14 protein-coding genes, 2 tRNA genes and 5 pseudogenes are annotated in these 17,100 nt (G+C 66.9%); 15 read left to right on the forward strand and 6 right to left on the reverse strand.

The features are described from left to right. Positions 1-114: 114 nt before the first annotated feature. Together GNX96_RS36000 and GNX96_RS36005 are read left to right on the forward strand one after the other, a co-directional pair. Positions 115-1,713: a Na+/H+ antiporter gene (locus GNX96_RS36000; protein ID WP_163572315.1), complete on the forward strand. Its 1,599-nt coding sequence runs from the start codon at positions 115-117 to the stop codon at positions 1,711-1,713. After that, positions 1,710-2,348: a phosphoribosyltransferase gene (locus GNX96_RS36005; protein WP_163572316.1), complete on the forward strand. Its 639-nt coding sequence runs from the start codon at positions 1,710-1,712 to the stop codon at positions 2,346-2,348. Before GNX96_RS36000 ends, GNX96_RS36005 begins: the two co-directional genes overlap by 4 nt. 66 nt (positions 2,349-2,414) lie before the next feature. Here GNX96_RS36005 and GNX96_RS36010 read toward each other — a convergent pair whose 3' ends face one another. Continuing rightward, complete coding sequence (locus tag GNX96_RS36010; RefSeq protein WP_163572317.1) at positions 2,415-3,224, reverse strand: hypothetical protein; 810 nt, start codon at positions 3,222-3,224, stop codon at positions 2,415-2,417. Positions 3,225-3,337: 113 nt separating this feature from the next. Here GNX96_RS36010 and GNX96_RS57795 point away from each other — a divergent pair, with 113 nt between their 5' ends. The 7 genes and pseudogenes from GNX96_RS57795 (at position 3,338) to GNX96_RS36035 (ending at position 7,071) form a co-directional block, all read left to right on the forward strand. Next, entirely contained in the window at positions 3,338-4,201 is an 864-nt protein-coding gene (locus tag GNX96_RS57795; protein WP_279582361.1) for a class-II aminoacyl-tRNA synthetase family protein, read from the forward strand. Positions 4,202-4,247: 46 nt separating this feature from the next. Continuing rightward, positions 4,248-5,122: pseudogene (locus GNX96_RS57800) on the forward strand (phosphatidylglycerol lysyltransferase domain-containing protein). 88 nt (positions 5,123-5,210) lie between these two features. After that, positions 5,211-5,300: transfer RNA gene (locus GNX96_RS36020), tRNA-Ser, on the forward strand. Between the two features lie 39 nt (positions 5,301-5,339). Further along, positions 5,340-5,412, forward strand: a tRNA-Arg gene (locus GNX96_RS36025). 528 nt (positions 5,413-5,940) lie between these two features. Further along, positions 5,941-6,219, forward strand: a complete 279-nt coding sequence (locus GNX96_RS65720; RefSeq protein ID WP_390624230.1) for a type IV toxin-antitoxin system AbiEi family antitoxin — start codon at positions 5,941-5,943, stop codon at positions 6,217-6,219. A 66-nt stretch (positions 6,220-6,285) separates the two neighbouring features. Next, complete coding sequence (locus GNX96_RS57810; protein WP_279582363.1) at positions 6,286-6,495, forward strand: hypothetical protein; 210 nt, start codon at positions 6,286-6,288, stop codon at positions 6,493-6,495. 12 nt (positions 6,496-6,507) lie between these two features. Continuing rightward, positions 6,508-7,071: a nucleotidyl transferase AbiEii/AbiGii toxin family protein gene (locus GNX96_RS36035; RefSeq protein WP_279582371.1), complete on the forward strand. Its 564-nt coding sequence runs from the start codon at positions 6,508-6,510 to the stop codon at positions 7,069-7,071. Between the two features lie 58 nt (positions 7,072-7,129). Here GNX96_RS36035 and GNX96_RS36040 read toward each other — a convergent pair whose 3' ends face one another. Next, positions 7,130-7,666, reverse strand: a complete 537-nt coding sequence (locus GNX96_RS36040) for a GNAT family N-acetyltransferase (protein WP_163572318.1) — start codon at positions 7,664-7,666, stop codon at positions 7,130-7,132. 118 nt (positions 7,667-7,784) lie between these two features. Here GNX96_RS36040 and GNX96_RS36045 point away from each other — a divergent pair, with 118 nt between their 5' ends. Then, the gene (locus GNX96_RS36045) at positions 7,785-8,138 is read left to right on the forward strand and encodes a hypothetical protein (RefSeq protein ID WP_163572319.1); all 354 of its coding nucleotides are present in this window, start codon (positions 7,785-7,787) and stop codon (positions 8,136-8,138) included. A 31-nt stretch (positions 8,139-8,169) separates the two neighbouring features. Here the strand turns inward: GNX96_RS36045 and GNX96_RS36050 are convergent, their stop codons facing one another. Beyond that, the gene (locus GNX96_RS36050; RefSeq protein WP_279582364.1) at positions 8,170-8,745 is read right to left on the reverse strand and encodes a hypothetical protein; all 576 of its coding nucleotides are present in this window, start codon (positions 8,743-8,745) and stop codon (positions 8,170-8,172) included. A gap of 499 nt (positions 8,746-9,244) precedes the next feature. Here GNX96_RS36050 and GNX96_RS36055 point away from each other — a divergent pair, with 499 nt between their 5' ends. The 5 genes and pseudogenes from GNX96_RS36055 (at position 9,245) to GNX96_RS36075 (ending at position 12,884) form a co-directional block, all read left to right on the forward strand. Beyond that, positions 9,245-9,883: a serine hydrolase gene (locus GNX96_RS36055; RefSeq protein WP_279582365.1), complete on the forward strand. Its 639-nt coding sequence runs from the start codon at positions 9,245-9,247 to the stop codon at positions 9,881-9,883. A 59-nt stretch (positions 9,884-9,942) separates the two neighbouring features. Beyond that, the gene (locus tag GNX96_RS36060) at positions 9,943-10,344 is read left to right on the forward strand and encodes a serine hydrolase (RefSeq protein WP_163572322.1); all 402 of its coding nucleotides are present in this window, start codon (positions 9,943-9,945) and stop codon (positions 10,342-10,344) included. Between the two features lie 78 nt (positions 10,345-10,422). After that, complete coding sequence (locus GNX96_RS36065) at positions 10,423-11,352, forward strand: GNAT family N-acetyltransferase (protein ID WP_163572323.1); 930 nt, start codon at positions 10,423-10,425, stop codon at positions 11,350-11,352. 67 nt (positions 11,353-11,419) lie between these two features. Further along, complete coding sequence (locus GNX96_RS36070; protein ID WP_163572324.1) at positions 11,420-11,986, forward strand: TetR family transcriptional regulator; 567 nt, start codon at positions 11,420-11,422, stop codon at positions 11,984-11,986. Beyond that, a pseudogene (locus tag GNX96_RS36075) lies at positions 11,983-12,884 on the forward strand (SDR family oxidoreductase). Before GNX96_RS36070 ends, GNX96_RS36075 begins: the two are co-directional and overlap by 4 nt. Here GNX96_RS36075 and GNX96_RS65725 read toward each other — a convergent pair. The 3 pseudogenes from GNX96_RS65725 to GNX96_RS36090 form a co-directional block, all read right to left on the reverse strand. Continuing rightward, positions 12,881-14,658: pseudogene (locus GNX96_RS65725) on the reverse strand (AMP-dependent synthetase/ligase). The pseudogenes GNX96_RS36075 and GNX96_RS65725 overlap by 4 nt on opposite strands. A 469-nt stretch (positions 14,659-15,127) precedes the next feature. Beyond that, a pseudogene (gndA, locus tag GNX96_RS36085) lies at positions 15,128-16,572 on the reverse strand (NADP-dependent phosphogluconate dehydrogenase). Between the two features lie 147 nt (positions 16,573-16,719). Beyond that, positions 16,720-16,960 (reverse strand): annotated as a pseudogene (locus tag GNX96_RS36090) (PHP domain-containing protein); the annotation flags it as partial. Positions 16,961-17,100 lie beyond the last annotated feature (140 nt).

The raw sequence follows: 17,100 nt of genomic DNA on the forward strand, positions 1-17,100 counted from the left end.
GGCCGGTGACGCGCCAACTGCCGGAATAGCCTTCGACCGGGCCCGCTTGGGTGGGAGTGCGGCCTGCTTCATCATGGGGGCGAGCACCGGTCAGGCAGCAGCGCAAGGAGAACAATGCACGGTACTTTCACCCTGTTTGGGCTGGTCGTCGGCGCTGTGCTGGTGGCAGGAGCGGCCCGGAAGCTGAAGCTGTCGGCGCCCATCCTGCTCGTCCTGGTCGGCCTCGCGGCCGCTTTCGTGCCCGGTTTGCCGGACTACTCCCTCACTCGCCTGGATCCAGAGGTCTTCCTCTTCCTGGTGCTGCCGCCGCTGCTTTATTCGGAGGCGGTGGACAGCTCGTACATGGGCTTCCGGCGAAACATGCGGGCGATCGGGCTGCTGTCGGTCGGCCTCGTACTCATGACGACCATCGTCGTCGGGGTGGTCATGCACATGGCCGTGGGCCTGTCCATCGCGGCGGCTTTCATGCTGGGCGCGCTGGTGGCGCCGCCGGACGCGGTCGCGGCCATGTCCATCGGTCGTACGCTCGGGCTGCCGCGGCAGATGCTGACCGTGCTGGGCGGCGAGAGCCTGCTCAACGACGCCACCGCGCTGACCGCGTACAGGGTGGCGCTGGCCGCGGTCCTCGGCGGTGGCGTCTCGCTGTTGGAGGGCGCGACCGGCTTCCTGATCGCGGCCGCCGGCGGTGTCATCGTGGGCCTGATCGCGGGCCCGATCCTGCACTGGGTCCGGATGCGGCTGGCCGATCCGGTGCTGGAGAACGTGCTGGCACTGCTCATCCCGTTCGTGGTGTACGCGTTGGCCGAATCGCTGCACCTCGGTTCGTACGCGGCATCCGGGGTGCTCGCGGTGGTGGTCGTGGGGCTCTATCTCGGGCACCGCAACTCGCAGACGACGTACGCGGCCCGGCTGATCGCCGGCGGGGTCTGGAAGATGGTCAAGTTCTTCCTGGAGTCGATCGTGTTCGCGCTGATCGGCCTGCAGCTGCCGAGCGTGCTGGCCGGGCAGACCGGCAAGTCCGCGACCGTCCTGATCATCAGCGGGGTGGGGATCGTGCTGCTGGTGATCGTGATCCGTTTCGTGTGGGTGTTCCCGGCCTCGTACCTGCCGCGGATCCTGGTGAGGCGGATCCGGGAGGACAACCCGAACTACAGCTGGCGGAACCCGACCATCGTGTCGTGGTCCGGGATGCGCGGAGTGGTCTCGCTGGCCGCCGCGTTCGCGATCCCGACGAACGTGCCCGGCCGCGGCACGATCCTGTTCCTGGTTTTCTGCGTGGTGCTCGGCACCCTGGTCGTCCAGGGCCTGACCCTGCCATCGCTGATCCGCCGGATCGGCATTTCCACCAACGACACCTTCTCCGACAACCTGGCCGAGGCGAACGCCCAGCATGCCGCGATCCGGGCCGCTGTCGACCGGTTGGACACCGTCTTGGAATCCGAGGACATCGAGCCGCCGGACGGTGTCGCCGACCGGCTGCGAGCATGGGCCGACAGCCGGCAGTTGGGCGCCTGGGAGCGGCTCGGCTCCGGGCCGGGACGCGATGCCAAGGAGACCCCGTCGGCGGCCTTTCGAAGGCTTCGTCGGGAGATGCTCACCGCGGAACGGGATGTCTTCGTGTCGATGCGGGACAGCGGCAGCATCGATGACGAGGTGCTTCGGCGGGTCTTCCACGAGTTGGATCTCGAAGAGGCCATGCTGGCTCGGGAATGATCTACGCAAACCGCCATAATGCCGGCGTACGACTGGCCGGGCTGGTCGCCGACTTCGTACCGGCCCACCCGCTCGTCCTCGCGCTGCCCCGCGGTGGAGTGCCGGTGGCGGCTCCGGTGGCAGCCGCGCTGGGCTGCTCGCTGGATGTCCTGGTCGTACGCAAGATCGGCCTGCCCTGGCAGCCCGAGATGGGTGTTGGCGCGATCGCCGAGGGTGGTGCGTCCGTGCTGGATGAGGACGTGTTGCGGCAGCTGCGGCTGGACCGGGCGGCGCTGGAGCCCGTCCTCGCGCGGGAACGGGCCGAGCTGGACCGGCGGGTCGCCGCGTACCGGGATGGGCTCGCCCTTTCGCTCGCCGGCCGTACGGTCGTCCTGGTCGATGACGGCTTGGCGCGCGGGGTGACGGCCCGGGCGGCCGTGGCGGCGGCTGGCGCGCTGGGAGCGACGGCGGTGTGGCTCGCGGTGCCGGTCGCCGCGCCGCCGGGCCGGCCGGGGTTGGGGGGGGTGGTGTGCGATCGGGTGATCTGCCCGTGGCAGCCGGCCGGGTTTGGGGCGGTCGGGCAGTATTACCGGGATTTCGCGCCGGTCCCGGACAGCGAAGTGCAGGAGCTGCTGCGTGCCGCTCGTCCGTGCTGACGGGACGTTTTACGCGGGTCGTCGTTGCTTACGCGCGCGAAACGCGTGGCTTTTTGTGGTGACGTCTTAGACCCACGTACCCCCCCCCGCCCGTTGGGTGGGGGCCCACCATGGCACATAAGAAATCGGCAAAACGGGCATTTGGTCTGTTGTCCACAGGCCGAGCTTTAGCTGGGTTCGGGTGCGATCGCCGTACGTCCGCTGCCCCGGCGCTGCTCGTACATCGCGATCGTTTTGCGGGCAAGCTGCTTGGTCGAGTGCGCGTTGCCCATCGCGGCGAGCGGTACCGAAAGGACGGGTACGGCCCGCAGGAGGGCGCGTTTGCCCAGCTTGAGGCCGACCATCGGCCAGCCGGCGGGCCACGTCCCAGGTCGAGCCGCCTCCTCCGTGCGCCAGCAAATCCGTCGCGGGCGTGCGGCGGGCGGCCACCCTGACCGCCGTCTCGGCCAGGCTCATCGCCTCGTGGACGCCGGTCAGCACCAGGATCTCGGCGGCCCGCTCGCGGTCGCACGGGTCGAGCTCGTAGACCGCCGACAGGAAGATGATCATCCGCGCCTGGTTCCAGGCCAGCACGCCCACGTCGGCGACCGCGCCGGGCAGGCCGAGGACGCCACCGGCGGCGCCGGAATAGCGGGAGAGCCGGGTGAAGCGGTCACGGACCCGCTTCGCCAGCCAGCGCGGAGTCGTACGCCCCGACCGCGCGCGTGCGAACCAGTCGCGCGCCTCGGGCCCGGTCCGGCGTACCGCCTCCAGCGCCAGATGTTCCGGCGCGTGCAACGGGTCGGCGCGCAGCTCAGCGAACAAGCCATCGGGCAGAATTGGCCGGCCGGCGTCCGGGTCAGGGGCTGGAACGTTCTGCTGGGCTGCGGCGTTCACCCTGTTCAGGATAGGGACTGCGAAGTCCACGTTGGCTCACCCGACCGCGCCGCCGCGCCGTAGCTGAAGGCGCCTGCGCGCGGATCGCGGGGCACCGGGCAAACTGGAGCATTGTGGAGACAAAGCACGGGGAAGGCACGACTCCGTGGTGGCTCAGTCAGCGACGCTGGCTGCCCGCCGCGCTCGCCGTCCTTTCCGCGCTCTACGGGGTAATCAGCATTTGGAGCGCGGTCAGCCCGCACGACCGCTACCGGTTCAAGATGCTCGCGGAGTTCGTGCCGGGGCCAGTCACGTTAACGGCCGGGCTGTTGGTGGTGGCCTCTGGAATGGTCCTGATCCTGCTCGCGCACGGCCTGCGTCGGCGCAAGCGGCGGGCTTGGCGGCTCGCGGTCGGTATCTGCGCTGTGCTGATCGTCACGCATGTCGGCAAAGGGCTCGACCTTGAAGAGGCGTTCCTCGCGCTGGTCCTGTTGGCGCTGCTGGTGTACGGCCGGGCCGAGTTCACCGCCAAGGGCGACCGCTCGACCCGGTTGATCGCGGTTGCCGCGGTGGTCGTCATCTACGCGGTCGGGTTCATCGCCGGCATGCTCGCCATCGGCGTCTACCACCGCAAGCTCACCGGTCATCCGACCCTGTTGGCGGCGGCCTGGACCACCGTGCGGGGATTCATCGGGCAGACCGGCCCGGTGCAATACCGGAACGTCCGCTACGAGAGTCTCGCGACGACTTTTCTCGTCAGCGTCACCGTGCTGGCGATCATCATCGGCGCGTACTTGCTGCTCCGCCCGTTGGAACCCAAGGCGTACCTGACAAACGACGACTCCAAGCGCCTGCACGAGCTGTTGGACAGGTTCGGCTCCCGCGACTCACTCGGATACTTCGCCCTGCGTACGGACAAAAGCGTGGTCTGGTCGCCCACCGGAAAGGCCGCCGTCCCGTACCGGGTGGTCGCCGGAGTGGCGCTGGGCCAGCGGTGATCCGATCGGTGATCCGGAGGCCTGGCCGGGCGCGATCAAGCCGTTCATCGAGCTCTGCCGCGAATACGCCTGGCTGCCGGCTGTCATTGGCTGCTCGGAACAGGGCGGCACTGTGTACGCCCGTGAAGCCGGCCTGCACGTGCTGGAGATCGGCGACGAGGCGGTCGTTCAAGTCGCTGACTTCAGCCTGTCCGGTCGCACCATGCGCAACGTCCGGCAGACCGTCAACAGGGTCAAGCGCGCCGGCTATGTGGCCCGCGTACGACGGTTGAGCGAACTCACCCAGGCCGAGGTCGCCGAGATCGCCCGGGTGGCGGCCGCCTGGCGCGGCGCTGAGACCGAGCGCGGTTTCTCCATGGCGCTGGGCCGCTTCGGTGACCCTGAGGACGGCGACTGCGTCGTCGTCACCGCCCACACAGTGGACCCTGAGGAGCCCGGAGCCGAGCGACTGCGTGCGCTGCTCAACTTCGTACCGTGGGGCCCGATGGCCTGTCTCTGGACCTCATGCGGCGAGACCGGGACGCCGACGGCGGCCTCAACGAGTTCCTGATCTGCTCGCTGATGGAACAGTGCGGCGGCCTCGGGGTGAAGCGAGTGTCCCTGAACTTCGCGATGTTCCGCTCAGCCCTCGCCCGCGGCGAGAAACTCGGCGCTGGCCCGGTCAGCCGGATGTGGAGCCGGCTGCTCACCTTCGCCTCCCGCTGGTGGCAGATCGAGTCTCTCTACCGCTTCAACGAGAAGTTCGCCCCCACCTGGATGCCGCGGTTCGTCTGCTACCCCTCGGCCGGCTCACTGATCCGCATCGCCATGGCCGCCATGGAAGCCGAGGCATTCTGGACCCGCCCCGCCGCCATCCGCCGACTCGCCGGCCGGGTCCCGCTCGGCTACGGCGAGCGCCAGGCCGTACAGAACAGCCAGTGACCGCCGTCACTGGCCGACCCTGCTTTACCCGGCAGTTAGCTGGCTGTGTATCGTCATTTGCCGGTGGCCCGTTGATTACGAGGCACCGGGAGGCTTCGCCTAGTTGGCCTATGGCGCCGCACTGCTAATGCGGTTGGGGGCTTAAACCCCCTCCCGGGTTCGAATCCCGGAGCCTCCGCGCACCATCGCACTATTGTTGTATCGCAGCGAAAGCTGTGCGCCCGTAGCTCAACGGATAGAGCACTTGACTACGGATCAAGAGGTTGTAGGTTCGAATCCTACCGGGCGCGCGTCAGGTTGAGACAGGTCAGAGGCCCTACACCGGATCACGGTGCAGGGCCTCTGTTCTGTCCAGGGAGCCAGGTGCAGCAGCAAAGTGCAGCAGCAGCGAAGTAAAAAAACTGCCTACGCGACCTCCGGGCCATTGTTGAGGCGCTTCGGAGCCTCGCGGGTCTGCTTGGATGAAGCTCGGAGCGTGTCAGCCATGGCCGACCCTGTTGGGCTCATCACTGGCATATCTGTAGTGTTAGACACTACGGAGGTGACACTCATGGCCACCAAGTCAAGTCGCTGCACGAGTACCCGCTGATCTGTTGCTTCGTGGCCGGGTGCTCCGGCCCGTTGACGCCGAGCACATTTACAGCAATCCTCGGGCCGAGTTCGCTCGGCTGGAGCGAGCAGGAGCGCTCCACCGGCTCGCCCCTGGGCTTTTCGCCGCTGTCCCGGACGATCACGTAGGCAGGAAGTGGCGACCACCGCTCGAGGCCGTCGCGCTCGGCACCGCGGGCACCGGCGGCCACACGACCAGCAGCGCGTTGATGGGCATCAGTGCAGCGCGCGTTCATGGCGCTTTGCCGCGCGCTCTCAATGTCGCGGTCGTCGCCGTGGAACGCCATAGAAACACTTTGCAACTCACCGACCGCAAGGCCGCAGTCCTTTTCGTCCGCCGCGCCGTCGCGCGCCTCGACGTTCAGCGTCACCAGACCGAACTCGGCCAAGGCTGGGTCACCACCGTTGAGCAGACTCTGCTCGACCTCATCGCCCGTCCTGAACTGGGTGACGTCCAGACGCTGCGAGAGAAGCCGTGGCGTCCTTGATTCCGCGCGCCGACATGGCGCTGCTACGCGACCTCGCAACCCAGCAACGCCGACGCCGCGCGCTCGATGACGCGCTTGACGCTCACGAGGCAGCCTGACGTGCTCGAACCGACCGAACTACGGGACGTCTCCGCCGCCTTCGGCGTCGACGAGGGCCAGGTTCTGCGGGATCACCTGATCTCGCATTTACTTGCCGCGATCAGCGCAGAGGCCGTTCATGAAATCGTGTTTTTCGGCGGCACAGCGTTGGCCCGCAGCGTCGTCCCCGACGGCTGACTTTCGGAGGACATCGATCTACTCGCGATCGGCAGACGTTCCGAGGTCGCGGCACAGCTCACGGCAACGCTCCCACGAGCGCTGCGACGGGAGTTCCCCGACCTCGGCTGGGATCCCGCACTGACCGAGGTACGAGAGCCCGCACCAGCCATTCTCCGCAGCGCCGACGGCCTGATGGTCCGCATCCAGCTGCTTAGCGCCACAGGATATCCACGGTGGCCCACCGAAGAGGTCAATCTAGTGCAGCGCTATTCCGACGCCGGGCCTGCTCGGCTCGTCGTGCCGACCGCTCCCGGATTCGCCGCAGCGAAAGCGACGGCCTGGTACGACCGCCGCGCCTCCCGCGACCTCTGGGACCTGTGGGCTCTCGCCGTGCGCGGCCACATCAACCGTAAGGCGGCCGACCTCTACGCTCGTTTGGGTCCGACCAACCGCACGCCCAACCCCAAGGACTATGCGACACCACCGGGCCAGGATCGCTGGAACCGGGACCTTGGCGCTCAGATCCGGCTGACAGTCACCGCTGCGGAGGCCGCGGAGACAGTCGCTGAGGCTTGGCGCGAAGTGGGCAGCTAACCACGGAATCAATGGAGAAGGTGGATGCCCGCGCATCGACTACTTCGCTCGCTCCAGCTCATGAAGAGAGTTCCCGCTCGACGTCGAGGAGCCCGAGAATGACCTCGTCGATGAATTCCCCGTTTACCCATGCCGCGCGGCGCAAGGTTCCTTCGAGTACGAATCCTGCGTGGCCGGCCGCCCGAATCATCGCGGCATTGTCGGCCAGTGTCTCGATCTGCAACCGGTGCAGGCCACGGACCTGGAAACCGTAATGGCACAGCACCCGTACCGTGTCGGTGCCCAGCCCACGGCCGCGGAACGCCGGGCGCAGCGAGAGCCCGAGGTGGGCTGTTCTGTTGTGGACATCGATGCCCCACAACAGCGCCTCACCCGCCAGCTCGCCGTCAGCGAGGTGGACCGCGGAGAAGAACGCCACCTCATCGGAAGGATCGGCGACGGCGTAGGGCGACGCGGAGGAGCCGGGCGCGATGGGTCGCCATGGACGTGAATCTGCCCGTGACCGGGTCGCCACATCGTCATAGAGCTCAGACTGTAGAACGGGGACGTCGGTTTGGAACCGGGCACGCAGTCCGATCTTGTCACCACGGAGCATGCCGTGATCCTGCCTGACGCGACAGGCCGGACCAACCTCATTCTCGGCGTGCTCCTGCGGGGCAAGCTGCGCGCGTACGTCTCGGGGACGGTGGCGTGGGGCCGGTAGAGTCGGGCAAATGGTGCCACCGGTCGTACGTGCCAAGGAATGGGACGACACGAGCTGGGACGACCCGTCCGAGGAGAAACTGCACGACCTGCTCGCTGACCTGAACTTGCGGTCGAGGTTCGTCATCGTTGACCGGCTGGACCGCGAACCTGAGGGCCAGCATTACATGCAGGCCTATCTCAACGACGACCTGAGTTACACGGTGGAATACCGCGATGGTGGCGAGGACCGGCACTTCCGGGCCGAGGTCCCGGCGCAGCCGACGGTGATCGGGTGTGAGCCGGTCGCGCGGGTGGTCAACGACTGGATCGCCGACGGGCCGAATTGGCGCCAAGCGCTGGCGTGGAGCCGAATTCGCCTCTGATCGGGCCGCGGTGCCGTCTGCAAACCGTGCCTTATATCGGGCGAAAGTTGACGACGAACCCAGCTGCTAAAGAGCCGACCGCCAAGAGGCCCAGGACCACAAAACCGGCGATCATGACGCGTTTTCGGTAGGTCGCCAGAAGACTCGTCTTTCCGTACGTGCAGAGATAAACAGCGAGCCAAAGTGCTGCCCAGATGGCCGCGATCCAGACGAAGACTCCGGCCAGTGCGGTCAGAGCGTACGAAAAGCTGCGAGGAACGGCCTCGCTGTTTCCGATCATCGCGACCGAAACGGTGTCGCCAAGCGCGTGCTGAGCGCCGTCGTCGAGAAGAACTCCCGGAAGGGCCGTGCCATCGGCCAGGTGCACCGTTCCCACCGCGGCCGACCTGCTCCCATGCCCACTGGAAATGGTCCGATGGGAGGCCACGGTCAGGACACCCTGCTGGCCGCCGACCCCGAGAGCGCGAGCTACCGAAGTCACGGACTTCGCCCCTTGTGCGCAGCCCAGCAGCGACAGGACGCAAATGACCCCGACGAGAATGACGAGCCAGCCGATGGGGAGCCGCTGTCGCTGCTCAAATGACGATGTCTGCTGCCGAGGCGGCACCCGCATGCCCTTTCCGACTTGGGGTTGATATTTACGAGTATGAGCCGGCCGCGACCCTCGGGCTTTGGGTACGGATCACGGGATCCCCTGCGGCCTCCAGTGATGGCCCTTTCGGGCGATACGGGAGATTGATTCGCGTTTCGCCGGTGCGGCCAACTGTTCTTGAGCCTGGCTCTGGAACAGCCCTCTGACCTGCGTACGCTTCGCTGAACGACGTCGAAGTCCACAGGGGGACCGATGGCAGCGGGGGCCTATCCACGATGGCTGGCGGCCGCGGCCGCGCTGGTGTTCCTGGCCGGCTGTACGTCCGCGCTTCCGGCACCCAGCAGGGGCAGCGGTAGCCCGTCGCCCGCGGCCTCGCCGACACCGACGGTGGATCGAAATGGTCGGTTGGCGACCGAACTGTTACAAGCGGTGCGGCAACAGAATTTTCGCGGGGACCGATACGGCCTTGCCTGGCGGCGGGTCGGGGCCGGCCCGCCAAGTTCCCAATGTGGACGTGACCGTCGTTGAGCTGGCCACCGACGGGCGGCCGCTGTCGACCGCGGATGTGCTGCTCAGCCCGCGTTATCCGGACGGCAAGGTGGTGCCGGTGGACACGAATCTGGCCACCGACCAGGTCCGCTGGCGCTATTGGGACGACTCGGAATGGGACCGCCAAAACGGGCAGGGCAGCAGGGATGTGTTGCCAGGGCTGGAAAAGGCGCCAATCGACTACATGTCGCCCTATCCTGCCTCCATTCTCAAGCTGATGGTCGGCTATGGAATTCTGCGACTGGTCGATCGCGGCCAACTGTCGCTCGACCAGACGTATTCGTACGAGCCGACGCTTCCCGACGGCTTCTGCGGCGGTTCGGTGAGCCGCAAGGTAAGGCAGTTTTTCGATGACATGATCACGGTTTCCAGCGATGCCTCGACTTGTGCGCTGATCCAGGTGCTGCGGGACCATGGCGGGATCGACGCGCTCAACAACCAGTTCACCCAGCTCGGCATGCCGACGCTGAAGCTGGTGGGCGGGGGTTCACCGGCTCGAACATGGGCGCGCTGGACACCGCGAAGCTGTTGCTGCTCATTTCCGGCGGGCCCGGCACATTATGGACCGCGCCAGGCGGAAGAGCCGTCACGGCCGCGGAGCTGACCGCAGCCTCTCGCCAGTTTTTTTTTCTCTCTGAACTGGGAAACCAAGGCCTGAACCAGGTGCTGTCGACCAGTAACTGGTGTGGCCGCGGCTATCCGTCGGCCGGAATTCCGCAGGTCACCCCGTCCCGGTGGATCAATCCCAGCAATGGCACGGTGACCGCCGACGGTCGTTATTACGGCCGGGACGTACGTCCCTGCAACGCCACCGCGGAGGTCACTTTCGCGCACAAGACCGGCCTGGTCGTACGCGCCGGTGGCGATGCCGGGATCGTCCATTCACTGCCCGGGAAACCTGGCCGGAACTACATCATCGTGGTGCAGTCCCATCTCGGAAACCGGTATGTCGACCCGCATCGGCCGGCCGATCCGTCCGGTGTCTATCCGGTGGCGTACACCCAGAAATTTGGTCAGCTCGGGCTCGCCATCGACCAGATCGTCACCGCCCACCACAACAGCTGAGGGCAGCAGAAAACCTGTCGACACCTGTGAGAGCCCGTCCTACGCTCAGCCGAGTCTCTTACGGGGGGGGTGGTACGGATGCGCGTACAAGTTCAGCGATGCACGGAAGAACAGCTGCCGGAGGCCGCGAAACTGGCCGCTGACCTGTGGGCGAGGGCGCGGCTGGACGAGCCGCTTCTGCCGGTCTCGCACGAAGATCCCATGCTGGTACGGGAATACCTGCGCGATCAGGGGGAAATCTGGGTGGCCACCCGCGGCGCTGAGGTGGTGGCGGTGCTGGCCGCGACTCTCGGGACGTACGGCGCGTATTCGCCGCAACTGGGGGTGGCCGGTGATCCGGACGCGCTGCCCGAGCTGTACGCGCAGGCCGCGGTGGAATGGGTGGCCAAGGGCGAGTTGACGCATGCCGTACACATTCCACTGGTTGCTCGCGAACTCATCGAACCCTTCCTGCGGCTCAGTTTTGGTTACCAGTCCGAAGTCGGCGTGCACGCTTTGAAGACGCTGCCGTTGGCGCCTGAGGTTCCTGATCTGACCGTTTCCCTTGCGGACATGGACGATTTCGAAGACGTGGTCCGGCTGGTTCACGCGCTGCCCGAGCACCTTGCCGAGTCACCGGTTTTCATGCGCCGGCCGGACAAGTATTACGGGTCGCTCCGAGGCGTCCATGCGGGCAATTTCCGAGCCGCGAAGGGGCAGTATTTCCTCGCGCGGGTGGCCGGTCAAGCCGCCGGCCTGGTGGTCGTGCACGGGGACGACCTTGAGCCGTTGGAGCCACTGGGCTGTCGATACCTGAACATCGGTGTGGTCTTCCCGGAGTATCGCGGCACCGGCGTCGGGCTCGCGCTGACGCGTGCGGCGCTGGCGGACGCGGTGGAGCGGCGGGCGACCTCGATGAGCAGCGACTGGCGGACGACGAACCTGCGGGCTGCCCGGTTCTGGCCGGCGGTCGGATTCCGGCCAACGTGCGTACGGCTGAGCAGGAGCATCGACCTGACGCCTCGCTGATCGCTGTTGACGGAAGCGAGCTCTTGAGGTTCAATAATGAACAGTCATTATTGAATGGAGTTGAGGCATGGCCGGTCGGCCACGGACGATCACCGATGAGCAGTTGCTGGCGGCCGTTGGGTCGGCCGTACGAGCGATCGGGCCGATCAAACTCACCATGGCCGACGTGGCGCGTACGGCTGGCGTCTCGACTGGTGCGCTCGTGCAGCGGTACGGGTCCAAGCGCGGGATGCTGCTCGCGTTCCTGAAAGCGGGCAGTGTCGGACCTGGTATGCGGGCCGCTTTCGAGGCGGCGGCCGATCCCGTCGACGGCATTCAGGCTGCGCTGGCGTACGGGATGGCCGCCGCCGACCAGTCGCCGGACGAGTTCGCGAACAGTCTCGCCTTCCTGCATCTGGACCTCTCGGACCCGGAGTTCCGCGAGGTTTTGGCGGGCTATCAGGAAAGTCAGCTCGCGGATCTCCGGTCGTACCTGGTCATCGCCGGGGTGGAGAGGGCTGGGCTGGCGGAGGTCCTGACCGCGCTGCGACACGGGACGCAGATCGCTTGGGCGATCAGTCGGGATGGCGTGCTGCTGGATGCCTTGCGCGCAAATGTCGAAACCGTACTTGCGCCTTATCGGAAGAAAAAATGACCCTCAGCAATGCGGTGGTGCTGGTCGCGGGTGGTACGCGCGGCGGCTCGCGGGCGATCGCGGTGCAGTTCGGCGCCGCTGGAGCGACCGTCTACGTCACCGGCCGATCGAGCCGGGCCGGGCGTTCGCCGATGAATCGGCCGGAAACCGTTGAGGAAACCGCGGAAATGGTGGACGCGGCTGGCGGCCGGGGGATTCGCCGTCGCGGTCGACCATCAGGATGAGAAGCAAGTCCAGGAACTTGTCGAGCGTATCGACCGCGAGCAGAATGGCCGGCTGGACATCCTGGTCAACGGCATTTGGGGCGGCGATCCGCTGGCGCATTGGGACGTACCATTCTGGGAACAGCCGATCGGCGACGCGATCCAGCTGCTCCGGCAGGGCGTCGAAACCCATTTGATCACCAGCCGATTCGCGGTGCCGTTGATGGTGGCGCGAAAATCCGGCTTGATCATCGAGCTGACGGACGGCACAGCCGACAGTTATCGTGGCAGCCTTTACTACGATCTGGTGAAAAGCTCGGTCAATCGGCTCGCGCTCGCGCAGGCCGCGGACCTGCGTTCGTACGGGATCACCGCGGTCGCCCTGTCGCCGGGATTCCTGCGGTCCGAGGCGATGCTGGACCATTTCGGAGTGTCCGAGGAAAACTGGCGGGACGGCACCCAGAAAGATCCGCATTTCATCATTTCCGAAACGCCCAACCTATCTGGGCCGTGCGGCGGTTGCGCTCGCCAGCGATCCGGATCTGCGACGCTGGAGCGGAAAAGCCGTAGGAACGCAGGAACTTTCCAGCGTTTACGGCTTCACCGACATCGATGGCACTCGCCCGGACACAGAGCGGTATTTCGCCGAGGTCGTCTACGGAAACAAACCCCCGAGCGAAAACTACCGGTCTTAGGAGTCCGAAGCCTTGCTGCCCTTGCGAGGGGCGTAGAGAGCTTCGATGTCATCCGCGAAGTCGCGGGTGATGATAGCGCGCTTCAGCTTCAGAGACGGCGTGATGTGGCCGCCTTCCTCGGTGAAGTCAACGGAAAGTACGCGGAAACGACTGATCTTCTCGGCGGCTGACACCGTCGCGTTCGCGCGTCGATCGGCTTCTTCAGCTCCGCCAGCAGGGCCGGGTCCTCGACCAGGTCGGCGACCGCGGTGTTCTTGTCCCGGCCGTGGGTTTCCAGCCACTGCGGGAGCGACTCGGTGTCGATGGTGATCAGCGCGGCGATCGAGTTGCGACCGTCGCCAACGACCAGCGCCTGGCTGATCAGCGGGTGCGCTCGTACGACATCCTCCAGTGGTCCTGGCGAGACGTTCTTGCCGGCCGTGGTGACCAGGATTTCCTTCTTTCGCCCGGTAATCGTGAGGTAGCCGTCGGCGTCGAGCTTGCCGAGGTCGCCGGTACGGAACCAGCCGTCGTCGGTCAGCGCTTCCTTGGTGCCGGTCTCGTTGTTCCAGTACCGGTGGAAAACGTGGCCGCCGCGGAGCAGGATCTCGTTGTCCTGCCCAATGCTGATCTCGAACCCGGGCAGCGCGCGACCGACTGTCCCAACCTTGATGTGGCCGCGGGTGTTCACCGCGGCGGCCGCGGTCGTCTCGGTCAGGCCGTACCCTTCCAGCACGGTCACGCCGGCGCCGCGGAAGAAATGCGCCAGCCGGGAGCCGAGCGCGGAGCCGCCGGAAACCGCCCAGCGGACCTCGCCGCCCATCGCGTCCCGCAGCTTGCTGTAGACCAGCTTGTCGAAGAGCGCGCGCTGGGCCGCGACGATTGGTCCGGGACGGCCCTTTTCCAACGCCTTGCTGTAGTTGATCGCGGTGTTCACCGCGCGATCGAAGATCTTCTCCTTGCCGCCGGAGACGGCCCGGCTGCGGGCCCGGTCGTACACCCGCTCGAAGACCCGCGGCACGGCCAGGACGAAGGTCGGCTTCACCGGGATTAGGTCGACGGTCAACCGGCCGACATCGCTGTGCGCCAGTTTGGCCGCGGACATCAGCACGGCCATTTGGATCATCCGGCCGAAGACATGCGCGAGCGGCAGGAACAGCAGCGTACTGGCGTCCTCGCTCTCGAAGAGTTCTGGCAGCGCCTCGATCGCGCTGGTGATCTCGGCCAGGAAGTTGCCGTGGGTGAGCTCGCAGCCCTTCGGTCGGCCGGTCGTGCCCGACGTGTAGTGATGATGATGGTGGCGAGCTTGTCTGCGTTGAGGTTCGCGCGGCGGCGGTCCAGCTCGGCGTCGTCGACCTCGCGGCCGGCCTCGATCAGGCTGGCCAGCGTGTGGCCGGCGTCCTTGCCGTCGATCACCCAGTGGTCGCGCAGCTCCCGGAGCCGTTCGGTGAGCCCGGCGAGGCGGCGGTCGTGCCCGGGCGTCTCGACGATCGCGGCGACCGCGCCGGAGTCGCCCAGGATCCACTCCAACTGGTCGGCTGACGAGGTCTCGTACACCGGCACGGTCACCGCGCCGGCGGCCCAGATCGCCGCGTCGCAGAGCGTCCACTCGTACCGCGTCTTGGACATCAGCGCCACCCGCTCGCCCGCCCCGACCCCCGCGCGCGATGAGTCCCTTGGCGACCTCGACCACCTCGGCGTGGAACTGCGCGGCGGTGACCTGCTGCCATTCACGGTCGACGCGGCGCTGCATCACCACCTTGTCCGGGATCTTCTCCGCATGCCGGACGGTGATGTCGGCGAGGCTACGCGGGGCGGTCGGACCGACCGATCCACCAGGTGTCGAGGAGGCTCATCGGGCGCATCCCTGTCGGGTAGTCGAAGTCACGCAGGGACCTTACGAAACATGGCGTTAACGGTCCAGGACGGCCACCCTAACGCACCAAAGCATGTTCTTCTTTCGCCACCTGAATGATGGGGTATGCGGTGTTTGGCAGCCTTCGCCGAGTGTCCTTTAGGGAGCCCGTCGGCTCGGGAGCCCTGACGGCACTTGCCTCTGGGTTCTCGTACGTTGGGTGTGCGCTTACTCGCGCGTGTTACTTAGGTGACGTCTAAAACCCACGTACCCCCCCCCCCGCCCTTGAAGGGCGGGGGCCAAAAATTTCACGTCGGTACGACAGTTTCGCGCCGCACCCGGTCTGGGAAACGCGGAATGGGGTGTCCGTTTCCGGGCTCGGAACCGATGACGTGCGGGTCGGGTCAGGTCAGTCGGCGGAGATTTCCGGGCGGCCCTCTTCGGCCCAGAGGGTGTGGAAGGTGCCGTCGTCCTTGTCGATGCGCCGGTACGTGTGGGCGCCGAAGAAGTCGCGCAGGCCCTGGGTCAGCGCGGCCGGCAGTCGAGACGCCCGCAGGCCGTCGTAGTAGCTGAGCGCGGAGGCGAAGCCGGGGACCGGCAGGCCGTACTGCGCGGCGCCGGCGACCACTCGCCGCCACGCCGACTGCGCCTGCCCGACGACCGACGAGAAATAGTCGTCGACCAGCAGGGTTGGCAGGTCGGCCTGCTTGTCGTACGCCTCGCGGATGCGGTTCAGGAAGCGGGCCCGGATGATGCAGCCGCCCCGCCAGATGGTGGCCATCTCACCGAGGTGCACGTCCCATTCGTACGCCTGCGAACCCGCCCGAATCTGGTCGAATCCCTGCGCGTACGCGACAACCTTGGAGGCGTAGAGCGCTTCCCGTACGTCCGAGATGAAGGCGTCCCGGTCGGTCACACCCCAGCCGCCGGACGGGCCGGGCAGCTCGCGGGCCGCGACCCGCTGCTGCGGCGTGGCCGGACAGCGCCCGGGCGAACACCGCTTCGGCGATGCCGGTGACTGGTACGCCCAGGTCCAGGGCGGACTGGACGGTCCAGCGGCCGGTGCCCTTCTGCTCGGCGGCGTCGGTGATCACGTCCACCAGCGGCTTGCCGGAGTCGGCGTCCACGTGGCCGAGCACCTCGGCGGTGATCTCCACCAGGTACGACTCCAGGTCGCCGGTGTTCCACTGCCGGAAGACGCCGGCGATTTCCGCGGGCGTCATGCCCAGGCCGCTGCGAAGCAGGTCGTACGCCTCGCCGATGAGCTGCATGTCGGCGTACTCGATGCCGTTGTGCACCATCTTCACGAAGTGGCCGGCGCCGTCCGGGCCGACGTGCGTGCAGCACGGGGTGCCGTCCACGTTAGCCGCGATCGACTCCAACAACGGGCCGAGCGACTCGTACGCCTCAACCGACCCGCCAGGCATGATGCTCGGTCCGTTGAGCGCGCCCTCCTCGCCGCCGGAGGATGCCGGCGCCGACGAAGTTCAGCTCGTGTTTACGCAGCTCGGCCTCGCGCCGACGGGTGTCGGTGAACAGCGCGTTGCCGCCGTCCACGATCACGTCGCCGGGTTCCATCAGCGGGACGAGCTCGTCGATCACCGCGTCGGTGGGGCCGCCGGCCTTCACCATGATGATCACCCGGCGCGGCTTCTCCAGGGAGGCGACGAACTCCTGCATCGAGGACGCTGGGATGAAATCGCCCTCGTCGCCATGATCGGCGACAAGCGCGTCCGTACGAGCCTGGCTGCGGTTGTGCAGGGCCACCGTGTGCCCGTGCCGCGCGAGGTTGCGGGCCAGGTTGCGACCCATCACCGCCAACCCGGTGACGCCGATCTGTGCCTTCTCCGCCATGCCCGCTCCCCTGTAGGTCTTTCTGCCGCACTCGTTCCTACCAGGCGCCCATCCCGGCCGCGTGCTGGGAGCCCGACTGCCAACCGATTGCCGATTTTCCTTTGTCCCAAAGGGACCCTTTGGGGCAGTCAACGCCCCAGAATTCCGTTAGCGCTGGCCAGCGGTCCAGGCCAGCAGCTCGTCGACCGGCCACGTGTTGACGATGTGGTCGACGGGCGCGCCGCTCAGAGCCGCGCGTTCGCAGCCGTACGGTTGCCAGTCGAGCTGGCCGGGGGCGTGCGCGTCGGAGTCGATGGTGCCCGAGAATGTCGGTGTGCGGGTTCTGGACGGCGGCCAGCATCCGCTCGGTCATCTGTTCCCGACCCATCCGCAGTCCACTGTGGACGGAACGCGACCACCACGTCGCAGCAGCTGTTCTTACACATGTGCAGCCGACAGCTACGCCGGCGTCGGAGGCGCCGTGGCCCCGGCGGTGGCCACCAGCTGTGTGCGGCGACATGAACCCTGACTCGGCCCGCCGCTCGGCCT

Source organism: Fodinicola feengrottensis, assembly GCF_010993775.1.
Classification (GTDB): Bacteria; Actinomycetota; Actinomycetes; order Mycobacteriales; family HKI-0501; genus Fodinicola; species Fodinicola feengrottensis.